We start from the raw sequence: 13,483 nt of genomic DNA, 5'->3' as shown, positions 1-13,483 counted from the left end.
CATTGATTCGCTAATCTTTCGCTTAGTCACTTGTTAACAGTTCTGGTAATATGGTTAAAAAGTATTTACTCGATAAGTAGGGAACACTTTTGACTGAAAAAATACTGGTTGTTGAGGACAGTCGAGCCTTTAGAAACTACCTTCATCAGCAGCTAACTAATAGCGGTTATGCAGTGACGCTTGCCGAGTCTGTGCAACAGGCTAAAGAGATACTTGAGCAGGAAACAGACTTTCTGTGTGCGGTATTGGACTACTGTCTACCAGATGGCCAAGATGGCGAAATTGTTGACTTGGTTCTTGGTTACCAACAAAAAATCATCGTACTGACAGCCATGTTCAGCGACGCCCTACGCGAGCAGGTACTGGCTAAAGGTGTGATTGATTACATTCTGAAAGACAGCATGGCATCAGTAACGTATTTACTGCCGCTAATTCAACGTATTACCAACAACAAAAATCACAAAGCATTGGTTGTCGATGACTCTTCCGTTGTACGCCGTTATATAGTGCAACTCCTTGAGCACCAATACATCCAAACTGTTCAAGCCGTTGACGGCGAACAAGGGTTAGCCCTACTTCAAAACGATCCCGATATTACGTTTGTCGTTACCGATCATGACATGCCAAATAAAGATGGCATCACCATGATTCGTGAGATTCGTCAGCACTACACGCGTAACGAACTGGCCATCTTGGGGCTATCGGCAAGTGACGATCGCACGCTAACCGCCCAGTTCCTTAAAGCGGGTGCTAATGACTTTCTCTATAAGCCATTCAATCAAGAAGAGTTTTTCTGTCGTATTCACCAACTGCTAGATATGAAGGAAGCGAACAATGAGCTGTTCCGTCATGCCAATGAAGATGCGTTGACTGGGTTATGGAACCGTCGATTCTTATTCAATCAAGCTTGCAAGGGCTGTGAAAAACGTAACATCGCAATGATGGATATCGACTTCTTTAAAAAGGTTAATGATACATACGGTCACGACGGCGGTGACGCAGTACTAATTGCTGTCGGTCAAACCATCAAATCCTTCTTCAAAGATGATGTTGCAGTTCGCTTTGGCGGGGAAGAGTTTTGTATTCAAGCCTGTGGATCGTTTAGAGACTTCATCGTACGTCTAGAAAAGATGAGAATTGCGATTGAGCAACAGGTCATCGCTCACGACGATCAGCAAATTAAAGTCACCATGAGTATTGGTGTCACTAATATCGAATCCGACCTCGATAGCCAAATAAAGGCAGCTGATGAACTCTTATATAGAGCAAAAGAACAAGGTCGTAATCAATTGGTATTTGAAAGAAACGACTAACTGTTCACGAATGATCAACCACTCGTTTTAGTAAGTGCAAGACTGTTATTAACTGAGAATCACCACAAACAAAAAAGCTCGAGGCTTCCCTCGAGCTTTTCTTTATCAGCAAAACCTGATTAAGCGATACGGTCTTTTTCCCATGCCGCTAGCTTCTCTTCGCGCTCAGCTAACTTCTCAGCACGGTAAGCCTCACGAGCTTCACGTTTCTTACGTGCATCACAAGGTTCAGGACAGTTACATACCTTATCGATACCAACAGCACCTAGGCCGCCACAACTTCCTTTTACCACTTTCTTTTGGATGATGTAGCCAATCGACATTGCTGCGATAACTGCTAGAAAAACGCCAAATGTAATAATAAATGTGTTCATAATGCTCTCGCTACCTTATTTCTTTAAGTATGGCTTGAACGCTTCAGAGGCGATCTCTTTAAAGCCATCGGCTGTTTTAACCACCATAAATGCTGGAATATTATGTTGATTCGCGATTTCCATACCTTTTACCTCACCTAAGACCATAAGGCCAGTAGATAAGCCATCTGCAGTCATTGAAGATGGGTCTAATACAGTTACTGACACCACTTTGTGGTGAATCGGTTTACCGGTTTCTGGGTTGATAATGTGCGAGTAACGAACACCATCACGCTCGAAGTAGTTTCTGTAATCGCCAGATGTTGCAATCGCCATATCACCTGGTTCAATGATCTCTTGAATTGTACGCTCTTCAACGCTTGGCTTTTCAATCGCAATGCGCCAGCCAACATTTTCACGGTTCAGACCTTTAAGGCGAATCTCACCACCGACTTCAACCATGTAGTTGTGAATACCAATAGAGTCTAAGTAGTCAGCCAGTACATCCACGCCCCAGCCTTTCGCAATCGTTGAAAGGTCAACGTAAAGCTTTGGCAGGTCTTTCGTCAGCTTGTTGCCCTCAACGCTTAAATGGTGGATACCAATTTTCTGTTTTCGTGCAGCCAACTCTTCATCTGTTGGAACCACTTCAGGGCGAGCTTCTGGACCAAAACCCCAAAGGTTAACCAAAGGCCCAACCGTCACATCCAATGCACCTTCAGTTAGACCGTTCAAACGAATCGCTTCTTTCACAACAATTGCGGTTTGTTCAGATACTTCGAATGCATCCCCACCTTCATATTGGTTGAAGCGGCTTAGTTCGGAATCTTTGCGGTACGTCGACATCTGATCGTTCACTTCCTCAAGAAGACGGTCGATCTCTGCATGTACCTTATCCGACGCTAGAAACTCATCACTATTGATGTACTTAATATTGTAGCTCGTGCCCATGGTTGGGCCGTTCAAATGTACCTGTTCACGTGGCTTTTCACAGCCCGCTAGAAACAGTAGAGAAGTTAATGCAACAAGCCAAATTCTCACTTGCTTACTCCCATTATTGTTAGTGATTTATATAAGAAAGAACAGTGTCTGCATAATTGCCAAATATGCTTTCTTATATAAGCCGTTGTATGGTGAACATAGCTTAGAAAAACAAATGGCTGACTCCTAAGAGCCAGCCATAATATCAGTCACTTAAGTGGATTAACCACCGAAGTCATCTAGAAGGATGTTCTCATCTTCTACACCAAGATCTTTCAGCATGCCGATAACAGCCGCGTTCATCATCGGTGGACCACACATGTAGTACTCACAATCTTCAGGAGCTTCGTGATCCTTCAGGTAGTTTTCGTACAGTACGTTATGGATGAAGCCTGTGTAACCATCCCAGTTATCTTCTGGCATTGGATCAGACAGAGCACAGTGCCAAACGAAGTTATCGTTTTCAGCTTGTAGGCCGTCGAAGTCTTCTACGTAGAACATCTCACGCTTAGAACGTGCACCGTACCAGAAAGACATCTTACGAGTTGAGTTAAGACGCTTAAGCTGATCGAAGATGTGTGAACGCATTGGCGCCATACCAGCACCACCACCAACGAATACCATTTCGTTGTCTGTGTCTTTCGCGAAGAACTCACCAAATGGACCAGAGATAGTACACTTGTCGCCTTCTTTAAGAGACCAGATGAACGATGACATTTGACCAGGTGCAACATCAGGATTATTAGGCGGCGGCGTAGCAATACGCACGTTCAGCATAATAATACCGTGTTCTTCTGGGTAGTTAGCCATTGAGTATGCACGGATGATATCTTCATCAACCTTAGACTCGTAACGGAACAGGTTAAACTTGTCCCAGTCTTCGCGGTACTCTTCTGGTACATCGAAATCAGAGTATTTGATGTGGTGAGCAGGAGCTTCAATCTGAATGTAACCACCAGCACGGAAAGGTACTGATTCGCCATCAGGGATTTGCAGCTTAAGCTCTTTGATGAAGGTTGCTTTGTTATCGTTAGAGATAACTTCACATTCCCACTTCTTCACACCGAAGATCTCTTCAGGAAGTTCGATATCCATGTCAGTTTTCATAGCAACTTGACATGCAAGACGTTCACCTTCGCGCGCTTCACCTTTAGTAATGTGGTCAAGCTCAGTTGGAAGGATGTCGCCACCACCTGATTTAACTTTTACGCGACACTGACCACAAGAGCCACCGCCACCACAAGCAGAAGATACGAATACGCCAGCGCCAGCTAGAGCACCAAGCAGTTTACCGCCCGGTTGCGTCGTGATTGCTAGAGTTGGGTCATCGTTTACAGCGATAGTGATGTCACCTGTAGGTACAAGCTTAGATTTAGCGAAAAGAATCACTAAAACCAGTGCAAGTACAATGATGGTAAACATCGCTACACCAAGAATAATGCTTTGCATTTGTTATTCCTTATTTCTGGGTGCTTACCCTACAGTTGAACACCAGAGAAAGACATAAAGCCTAACGCCATTAGACCAACACTGATGAACGTGATACCAAGACCACGAAGACCAGGAGGTACGTCAGAGTACTTCATCTTCTCACGGATACCCGCAAGTGCAACGATAGCTAACATCCAACCCACACCAGAACCGAAGCCGTATACAACAGATTCTGCGAAGTTGTAGTCACGCGTTACCATGAAAGATACACCACCAAAGATTGCACAGTTAACTGTGATCAGTGGTAGGAAGATACCTAGTGCGTTGTACAAAGGTGGGAAGAAACGGTCAAGAACCATCTCTAGGATTTGTACAAGTGCCGCGATAACACCGATGAATGCGATGAAGTTAAGGAAACTTAAATCGACACCTTCAACAAGCGCGTTCTCTTTTAGAATGTGCGTGTAAACAAGGTTGTTTACAGGCACAGCGATTGTAAGTACTACAACTACCGCAACACCAAGACCAAAAGAAGTTTTAACTTTCTTAGATACCGCTAGGAATGTACACATACCTAGGAAGAAAGAAAGCGCCATGTTTTCGATGAAAATCGATTTAACTAGCAGACTAATATAATGTTCCATGACTACCTTACCCCTTCGCTTCTACTTGCTCTGGCTTGAACGTACGAATCGCCCAAATCAAGAAGCCGATTAGGAAGAATGCAGAAGGTGCTAGAAGCATCAAGCCGTTTGGCTGATACCAACCACCGTTGCTCACTAGAGGTAGTACTTCCATACCAAATAGTTTGCCTGAGCCTAGAAGCTCACGGAAGAAACCTACAGTGATAAGAACGAAGCCGTAACCAAGACCGTTACCAAGACCATCGATTAGAGATGGGATTGGCTCAGACTTCATTGCGAATGCTTCAGCACGACCCATTACAATACAGTTAGTAATGATTAGGCCTACGAATACAGATAGCTGCTTAGAGATATCGTATAGGTATGCTTTAAGCACTTGGTCTACCACGATTACTAGTGATGCGATGATCGCCATCTGAACGATGATACGCACACTGTTAGGAATGTGGTTACGGATTAGAGATACAGAGAAGTTAGACAGAGCAGTAACGAACATTACCGCGATAGTCATAACAAATGCTGTTTCTAGTTTAGTGGTTACCGCAAGAGCAGAACACACACCAAGAACCTGTAGCGCGATTGGGTTGTTGTCCAATACTGGCGCTAAGATGCTCTTTTTAATATCTTTTGCACTAGACATTAGTTCAGACCTCCGTCACGAACTTTTGCTAGGAACGGACCAAAGCCCATTTCACCTAACCAGAAGTCAAATGTATGTTGAACACCAACGCTAGTTAGTGTTGCACCAGAAAGGCCATCAACACCGTGCTCAGAACCTTCAGGAGCGCCACCTTTTACAACTTGGATAGCTGGCTTGTGGTTTTCGTCGAATAGTTTCTTACCAACGAATTGAGCACGCCATGTTGGGTTCTCAACTTCACCACCAAGTCCTGGAGTTTCACCTTGCTCGTAGTACGTGATGCCAGAAACTGTGTTGCCATCAGTCTCTACCGCAACGAATGCGTACATCATTGACCATAGGCCGTTACCGTGAACTGGGATGATAACTTTAGTCGTTTCTTCACCAGATTTAACTAGGTAAACCGTACCAGTGTTAGCACGACGAAGGATCTTAGCTACGTCTTCTTCAGCTGAAAGCTTGATAGACTGAGCTGGATCTTTTGCCGCTTTACGTTGGTCGTATGCAGCCGCATCGCCGTCAACGAAATCACCAGTAGCGAAATCAACTAGACGAGGTTCGATGTTCTCTGCGTATAACGCAGGAATGTCGCCTGCTAGGTCGATGCCTGCAACTTCTAGGATCTTAGTTTGCTGATCAAGAACTGCGTTAGCTTGTTGCTTAGGTTTAAGAACAACTGCAGCTGTTGAAACGATGATTGAGCACACTAGGCTCAATGCGATAACAACAAACAGCGTCTTTTTAATGCTATCGTTATTACTTGCCATAGCGAGCTAGTCTCCGCTTAATGTTCTTCTCGATTACAACGTGGTCAAACAGAGGAGCAAATAGGTTTGCGAATAGGATCGCAAGCATCATGCCTTCTGGATATGCTGGGTTAACAACACGGATCATTACACACATTGCGCCGATTAGGATGCCGTACCACCACTTACCTTTGTTAGTAAATGATGCTGATACTGGGTCTGTTGCCATGAAGAACATACCGAATGCGAAGCCACCTAGAACTAGGTGCCAGTGCCAAGGCATGCTGAACATTGCATTAGTGTCAGAACCGATCACGTTGAATAGCGTAGACACAGCGATCATACCGATCATTACACCAGCAATGATGCGCCATGAAGCTATACGCATGTATACGATCATCGCAGCACCGATCATAAGTGCTAGAGTCGATACTTCACCGATAGAACCTGGGATGTTACCAATGAACGCATCCATCCAAGTGATTGCTTCACCAGATACAGTGTTCACTAGAGCGCTACCGCCGCCTTGAGCCCATTGGCTAAGTGCAGTTGCACCAGAGAAACCATCCGCTGCAGTCCATACTACGTCACCAGAAATCTGTGCAGGGTATGCAAAGAATAGGAACGCACGGCCAGCAAGTGCAGGGTTAAGGAAGTTACGACCCGTACCACCGAAGATCTCTTTAGCAACAACAACACCGAAGGTAATACCTAGTGCCGCTTGCCATAGAGGAAGTGTTGGCGGAACGATAAGTGCAAAAAGGATAGAAGTTACGAAGAAACCTTCGTTAACTTCGTGCTTACGCACCATACAGAATAGAACTTCCCAGAAACCACCAACGATAAATACCGTTGCGTAGATAGGTAGGAAGTAAGTCGCACCTAGTAGCATTTTACTGCCAACACCTGCATCGGCTCCCAAGGAAGCGCCAAGCATTTGAGTCAGCCAGTAGTGCCAGTTACCATCGATTACAGATGCTAGTTCAGCGCCTGCGTACATGTGGTTAAGTGCAGCGATAGCTTGGCCACCCGCGTTGTACATACCCCAGAACATAGCTGGGAATACCGCGAACCAAACCATAATCATGATACGTTTTAGGTCAACGCTATCACGAACATGCGAGCTCTTCTTTGTAATAAGACCTGGCGTGTAGAACACAGTTGCCGCTGCTTCGTAAAGCGCGAACCACTTCTCGTGTTTACCACCTGGCTCAAAATGATGCTCGATGTCTTCAAGAAACTTTTTAAGGCCCATGAAAATTACCCTTCCTTCTCAATCGTATCTAGGCATTCACGAAGTAGTTGACCGTACTCGTACTTACCTGGACATACAAAGGTACACAATGCTACATCTTCTTCATCTAGCTCTAGCGCACCTAGTGCTTGAGCACTATCAACGTCGCCTGCACATAGATCACGAAGCAGCAGAGTAGGTTCCATATCTAGAGGCATTACGCGCTCGTAGTTACCGATTGGAACCATTGAGCGATCACTACCGTTCGTTGTTGTTGTCATGTTGAACAACTGACCTTTGAACAGGTGACCAAGGAATGAACGAGTAACAGAGAACTTGTTCTTACCAGGCATAGCCCAGCCGAATAGCTCTTTATCACGACCTTCACGTAGAACAGAAACTTGCTGATGGTAACGACCAAGGTAAGCGTGAGGACCTGTTGCTTGAGTACCAGTTAGTACTGAACCAGAGATCACACGAACTTCACCTGGCATCAACTCGCTATCCGTAAGCTCATCAAGGCTAGCACCAAGTTGAGTACGAACTAGACGTGGGTTGTTTACTACTGGACCAGCCAGAGAAACAACGCGATCTGTGTAAATTTCACCAGTTAGGAAAAGTTTACCGAACGCGATAACGTCTTGATAGTTAATGCTCCACGCTACGTTTTGTGCATTTACCGGATATAGGTAATGCATATGCGTACCTGCAAGACCTGCAGGGTGTGGGCCATCGAAAACATGTTCTTCAACATTAGACTGAGACGAACGAGGTAGGCTTGTGCCTTTTTTACAAACGTAAACCTTGCCGCTCGTTAGAGTTGAAAGAATATCTAAACCAGCAACGAAAGCATCAGACTGCTCGTTAATGATCAATTCTGGCTCAGCAGCTAGAGGGTTCGTATCCATAGCAGTTACGAAAATAGCCTGAGTTTCAGAATCAACAGCTGGAACCTTGCTGAACGGACGAGTACGCAGAGCGGTCCATGCGCCAGACTCAACAAGCTGAGTTTTAACCGTATCACGGTCTAGACCTGCTAGTTGGTTAGCTTCATAGTTATTGAACGTGATTTGCTCATTGCCTGCTACTTCAATCACTACTGATTGAAGAACACGCTTAGCACCACGGTTCACTTCAATAACTTTACCGCTTGCTGGAGAAGTAAATACAACACCTGGGTTCTTTTTATCTGCAAAAAGAACTTGGCCTTTCTTCACTTCATCACCAACGCGAGCATGCATCGTAGGACGCATACCAACGTACTCTTCGCCAAGCAAGGCGACTTTAGTGATGGACTTACCATCATTAATCACCTGGGATGGAGTTCCTGCAATAGGAAGATCCAAGCCCTTCTTTATTGTAATCATACGCACTTGCACTACTTTATCGGGAAAAAGATTCTTTTAATTGCGTAAATTCAGGACGGTTTTTATGCGCCCTTAGACACGACATTAGAGTGTCCGGTTTTGGTAAAAATAAGGCACCAAAATCGCAACATTATCTTAATAAACTCATCACAAAAATGAGGTGAGATTTATCAGGTGCCGTATTCTAGCATTTTTTGACGTCTTGATGCCATGACCAATAACTTGAATAAGGGCTATATTTGGTGAGAAATGAAGCATATGGACTCTCAAATATGAATAATTTTGACGAGCCGCACAGATAAAAAGGCATTTTAATAGCGTTTTAAACAAGAGATTAACACTCTGTCACAAACTAATATTTTTCCGATTATGTTGAAACACTGTTAATAAAAACATTACTAATTATGGGTATTTTTAATCGTTCAAGGTGACATCAACTTGGTCAATATAACAACAAAAAACCGATAGATTTGGTGATAAAAAAGGCGGCCAATGCCACCCTTTGTTTATCTGTCTACTTTACGACTTGCTGCCGCCCATACACATAGGGCTGTCTGGCACGCTATCAAACTGCTTCTGCCATTCATCTTTTGTATAAGTATGAATGGAGAGCGCATGGATATGATTCGCTAATTCTTCAGAAAGCACTTGGTTAACCGCGCGATGGCGTGCAATCAAACGCAGCCCTTCAAACGCATCACTCACTACGACCACCTTAAAATGGCTTTCAGAACCTGCTGGAACATTGTGCATGTAGCTTTCATTCACGACGTTGAGATGTGTTGGCTCAAACTCATTATGCAGTTTCGTTTCAATGACTTCTTGGATCATCATGATTCCTTTATCGGACTCTTATTATTCACTATCAAAACAGTATAAACCCAAAGCGGGAGACTGTCTGGCTCTTTAATACATGACGCTCTTGGGAATGTAGAGTTTTTTCTATCTTGTTTAGTCTGCTTTTGAGAGAATGTCGCGGTTATTTCTCACATAAGTATCTAAGTAATGAAAACCGAACTTACCCTACACGACAGAACCCTGACTCTACATCGTTTCCCTAAACGTTCTAGTGAAACCCTACAGGCGTGGGATGCTGGTGATGAATACATTATCAACCATGTCGAAGAGATGAACCTAGAACCTGGAAAGCACATCCTGATTCTCAATGATCATTTCGGTGCACTATCCGCTTGGTTCTCACAAGATCACGACGTAACGATGATGAGCGACTCTTACATCTCTCATCGCGGCGCACTTAAAAACCTGCAACGCAACCAATGTAATCGTGTCCAGTTTCTCAATACCATGGATGACATTCCAGTTGGCGTTGATCTGGTATTGATGCAGCTACCAAAAACCAATCGCCATTTAGTGTGGCAGCTAAGTCAATTGCGTCAGGCACTTCCTGAAGGATGCCAAGTGATTGGTGTCAATAAAGTGAAAGAGATTCACACCTCTACCCTCAACCTATTTGAAAAATACCTCGGTGAAACCAAAACCTCTTTGGCGAAGAAAAAACACCGCTTGGTATTCTCATCACCTAACTGTCAGCCTATTCACAAGGTTGAGCCATTCGTTGAATGGGACGTTGATGGGGAAGATATCCGCCTGAAAAATTTACCGAACGTTTACTCAGGGGAAGCACTCGATCAGGGCGCTCGCTATATGCTTGAGCACATCCCGAAAGATCCTGAGCTTCGTCATATCATCGACCTAGGTTGTGGCAACGGAGTATTAAGTGTTAAAGCAGCGCAACTGAACCCACAAGCTCGCATTACCTGCGTTGATGAGAGCTTTATGGCCGTAGAATCTGCCAAGCAGAACATCCGTGACAACATCGGGGACGAAGGCAATTTCCAGTTCATCGCCAATAACTGTTTGGATGGATTCAAGAAGAACAGTACTTACTTGGTTCTGTGTAATCCCCCTTTCCATCAACAGCAAGCGATCACCGATCATATCGCATGGCAGATGTTTTGTGATGCAAAGCATGTTCTTAGCAACGGGGGCAAATTAATTGTTATTGGCAACCGACACCTCGGATACGATGTAAAGTTAGCGAGATTATTTGGCAAGGCGAACGTCGAAACGCTTGAATTGAACCAAAAATTTGAGATATTACAAGCAACAAGAGAGCCCGCTAACTTTAATAAGTAGCTGTGGTATTGCGCGTACGGGAAAAGTGCCGTGCGTCTCGTGTGGAATTAGAAAGGATATAGGAATGAAAAAACTGATTTTAGCAGCTTCTATTATGGCATTGACGGCGTGTTCAGCGCCTCAACAAGAGCAGATCAACCTAGCTCCAGAAGCTTCTCTCAGTAATAGCAACCTAGTACAAGGCAAAACGTACACTCTAAGCAGTAAAGATGTACGTGCGGCACAATACGTCGCACTCGTGGATAGCGGCCGTTCCAACATTCAACCTATTCACGCTAAGCAGAACATGCGTATCTCTCTAGAGAACGTATTAGCTCAACAGCTAGAATCACAGGGCTTCCGAGCAAGCGTAAATAGCGAAAACTCAGTTGTTCTTGAAATCCAAGAAGCCTTAGTTACCGTTAAGCACACCATCATGGAAAACCAGATGGATGGTAAGGTGACACTTGAAGTGACGGCTGAAACACCAGAAGGCAAGCTGGTAAAAACCTTTAATGGTACCGCTGTTCGCACTGGTGCCTTAAGCGCTTCAAACGAAGACATTGCGCTGGTTCTAAACGATGTTATCAATCTAGTCCTGACTGAAATCGCTAACGACCAAGAACTGCAAACTTACATGAAGGAGCGTTTCTAATGGGTCGCATTCTAACTTCTATTACCCTGGCTATGCTAAGTGCAAGTGTTTGGGCTGGTCCAAAAGTGGCTGTTGAAACCACGCTGGGTAACTTCACAATCGAGCTTAATGAAGAGCAAGCGCCAATCAGCTCAGAAAACTTCCTGAAGTACGTAGAAGATGGCAGCTATGTCGGCAGCCAATTCCACCGCGTGATCCCAGGTTTCATGGCTCAAGGTGGTGGTTTTGATGAAGAGATGAACCGTCTACCTACTTATGCGCCAATCAAAAATGAAGGCAGCAATGGTCTACAGAATAAAACCGCGACGATAGCGATGGCACGTACCAACGCGCCACATTCTGCAACTCGTCAGTTCTTCATTAACTATTCTGACAACACCTTTCTCAATGCTGGTGCTGGCAATCCAGGCTATGCGGTATTCGGTGAAGTGACAGAGGGCTTCGATGTAGTTCAGAAAATGGCTACCATCCCAACTAAACGCATGGGCCGCATGTCTGATATCCCAGTCGACCCAATTGTGATTACAGCCGTTAAAGTCATCAAATAACCTCCTCTCACGCCCTTAACTCATTAAGGGCGTTTTTCTATACAAGGACGCCCTATGTCATCAGGCTCTTCCTCTCTTTCATGGATGCAAACCTTCCGTAGCTATTTAGATAAACGTCTACTCTGGGTGTTTATGTTAGGTTGTTCCAGCGGTTTTCCTTGGGTACTCATTGGCTCAAATATGTCAGGTTGGCTGAAAGACGCCGGATTAACTCGCGCTGCAATTGGTTATTTCGGTAGTGTATTCGCGGTCTACGCCATCAATTTCTTGTGGGCACCACTAGTAGATCGCGTCAAGTTGCCTGTGCTTCATGCAATACTTGGACAGCGACGCAGCTGGATATTTTTCTGTCAAACCATCGTCTTAATTGCCACCCTGTTTATAGCTGGTGTCAATCCTGCCAACGATTTGATGTTTACTTCAATGTTAGCTCTGGGTATTGCGATTGCTTCAGCCACGCAAGACATTGCGATAGATGCATTTCGTATTGATACCTTCCCTAAATCTGAAGCATCGAAACTGCCGCAAGCCTCTGCAATGGCGGTCGTTGGTTGGTGGACAGGTTATTCCTTGCCAGGTTATCTCGCATTTATTAACGCTGACGCAGTTGGGTGGAATGGAGTCTACTACGGTATGGCTGGCGTAGTGGTAGTCTTAATGTTATTCACATTACTGGTTGGAGAACCGAAAACAGAACGTGAACGGCTGCAAGAGCAAGCTCAACAACGTCACAATAAAGTGGTCGATTCGAAAATTGTCGCTTGGTTTACCGTAACTGTGATTGAACCATTTTATGACTTCTTCAAACGTAATGGCGTGCAGGTGGCAATCACTCTACTGTTATTTGTGTTCTTGTTTAAGATTGGTGAAGCCTTCTTGGGCCGTATGTCTATCACCTTCTATAAAGAGATAGGCTTTAGTAACGAACAGATCGGTCACTACTCGAAACTGATTGGCTGGGGCGCGACCATATTCTTCACATTACTGGGCAGTGTCTTCAATGTGAAGTTTGGTATTGTGCGAGGACTCATGATCGGCGGTATTGCGATGGCGGGCAGTAACCTGATGTTTGCATGGATTGCTAAAGCAGGGCCTAGTGAAACCCTATTCCTCGCGACTATTATTGTCGATAACTTTACAACGGCGTTCTCGACAGTTGCGTTTGTTTCATTTTTAACCTTGTTAACTGGGCAGGCATTCTCGGCTACGCAATACGCACTCCTAGCGTCACTCGGCAACTTCGGGCGCACAACGTTAGCCTCCTTTAGTGGTGAACTTGTCGATTACCTTAATGATTGGTCGCTATTCTTTATTATTACCGCGCTAATGGTGATACCGAGCCTATTAATGCTTTACTCTCTTCGACACTTCTTCGCTCGCTTACTTGAAGAAGCAAGCCAACAAAAATAGTAGTAATTAAACTCACAGTTGGAAA

Annotated in this window: 14 protein-coding genes; 5 read left to right on the top strand and 9 right to left on the bottom strand. The window is 44.6% G+C overall.

From position 1 onward, the window contains the following. Window positions 1-89: 89 nt before the first annotated feature. Window positions 90-1,313 (top strand): response regulator, encoded by a 1,224-nt coding sequence (locus VFDL14_RS10830; protein WP_032551429.1) that lies wholly within the window; start codon window positions 90-92, stop codon window positions 1,311-1,313. Between the two features lie 119 nt (window positions 1,314-1,432). On the opposite strand, the gene nqrM is transcribed toward VFDL14_RS10830, so the two are convergent. The 9 genes from nqrM to bolA all read right to left on the bottom strand — a co-directional run bounded on the left by nqrM (window position 1,433) and on the right by bolA (window position 9,540). Further along, window positions 1,433-1,687 carry a (Na+)-NQR maturation NqrM gene (gene nqrM / locus VFDL14_RS10835; RefSeq protein ID WP_032551427.1) on the bottom strand — a complete coding sequence of 85 codons (255 nt, stop codon included), beginning with the start codon at window positions 1,685-1,687 and terminating at the stop codon, window positions 1,433-1,435. 15 nt (window positions 1,688-1,702) lie between these two features. Then, window positions 1,703-2,707: an FAD:protein FMN transferase gene (locus VFDL14_RS10840; protein WP_032551426.1), complete on the bottom strand. Its 1,005-nt coding sequence runs from the start codon at window positions 2,705-2,707 to the stop codon at window positions 1,703-1,705. A gap of 162 nt (window positions 2,708-2,869) precedes the next feature. After that, complete coding sequence (gene nqrF, locus VFDL14_RS10845; protein ID WP_032551425.1) at window positions 2,870-4,096, bottom strand: NADH:ubiquinone reductase (Na(+)-transporting) subunit F; 1,227 nt, start codon at window positions 4,094-4,096, stop codon at window positions 2,870-2,872. A gap of 29 nt (window positions 4,097-4,125) precedes the next feature. Beyond that, window positions 4,126-4,722, bottom strand: a complete 597-nt coding sequence (gene nqrE, locus VFDL14_RS10850; RefSeq protein WP_032551424.1) for an NADH:ubiquinone reductase (Na(+)-transporting) subunit E — start codon at window positions 4,720-4,722, stop codon at window positions 4,126-4,128. Between the two features lie 7 nt (window positions 4,723-4,729). After that, the gene (locus VFDL14_RS10855; protein ID WP_032551423.1) at window positions 4,730-5,362 is read right to left on the bottom strand and encodes an NADH:ubiquinone reductase (Na(+)-transporting) subunit D; all 633 of its coding nucleotides are present in this window, start codon (window positions 5,360-5,362) and stop codon (window positions 4,730-4,732) included. Further along, window positions 5,362-6,129: a Na(+)-translocating NADH-quinone reductase subunit C gene (locus tag VFDL14_RS10860; RefSeq protein WP_032551422.1), complete on the bottom strand. Its 768-nt coding sequence runs from the start codon at window positions 6,127-6,129 to the stop codon at window positions 5,362-5,364. The genes VFDL14_RS10855 and VFDL14_RS10860 overlap by 1 nt, the downstream gene beginning before the upstream one ends. Then, the gene (locus tag VFDL14_RS10865; protein ID WP_032551421.1) at window positions 6,119-7,363 is read right to left on the bottom strand and encodes an NADH:ubiquinone reductase (Na(+)-transporting) subunit B; all 1,245 of its coding nucleotides are present in this window, start codon (window positions 7,361-7,363) and stop codon (window positions 6,119-6,121) included. The genes VFDL14_RS10860 and VFDL14_RS10865 overlap by 11 nt, the downstream gene beginning before the upstream one ends. Window positions 7,364-7,368: 5 nt before the next feature. Beyond that, complete coding sequence (locus VFDL14_RS10870) at window positions 7,369-8,709, bottom strand: Na(+)-translocating NADH-quinone reductase subunit A (protein ID WP_032551420.1); 1,341 nt, start codon at window positions 8,707-8,709, stop codon at window positions 7,369-7,371. Window positions 8,710-9,228: 519 nt separating this feature from the next. After that, a complete protein-coding gene (bolA, locus tag VFDL14_RS10875) occupies window positions 9,229-9,540 on the bottom strand; it encodes a transcriptional regulator BolA (protein ID WP_032551419.1) in 312 nt (103 codons plus the stop codon). Window positions 9,541-9,714: 174 nt separating this feature from the next. Between bolA and VFDL14_RS10880 the strand changes: the two genes are divergently transcribed. From VFDL14_RS10880 to VFDL14_RS10895, 4 genes are all read left to right on the top strand, one after another. Continuing rightward, window positions 9,715-10,866, top strand: coding sequence for a methyltransferase (locus VFDL14_RS10880; RefSeq protein WP_032551418.1), 1,152 nt, complete (start codon window positions 9,715-9,717; stop codon window positions 10,864-10,866). Window positions 10,867-10,930: 64 nt separating this feature from the next. Beyond that, window positions 10,931-11,500 (top strand): YajG family lipoprotein, encoded by a 570-nt coding sequence (locus VFDL14_RS10885; protein ID WP_032551417.1) that lies wholly within the window; start codon window positions 10,931-10,933, stop codon window positions 11,498-11,500. Beyond that, window positions 11,500-12,048, top strand: a complete 549-nt coding sequence (locus VFDL14_RS10890) for a peptidylprolyl isomerase (protein WP_032551416.1) — start codon at window positions 11,500-11,502, stop codon at window positions 12,046-12,048. Before VFDL14_RS10885 ends, VFDL14_RS10890 begins: the two co-directional genes overlap by 1 nt. A 54-nt stretch (window positions 12,049-12,102) precedes the next feature. Continuing rightward, window positions 12,103-13,458, top strand: a complete 1,356-nt coding sequence (locus VFDL14_RS10895) for an AmpG family muropeptide MFS transporter (protein ID WP_032551415.1) — start codon at window positions 12,103-12,105, stop codon at window positions 13,456-13,458. Window positions 13,459-13,483 lie beyond the last annotated feature (25 nt).

This window comes from Vibrio fortis, assembly GCF_000695685.1.
Lineage (GTDB): Bacteria > Pseudomonadota > Gammaproteobacteria > Enterobacterales > Vibrionaceae > Vibrio > Vibrio fortis_A.
This window is presented reverse-complemented; position numbering and strand designations above follow the sequence as displayed.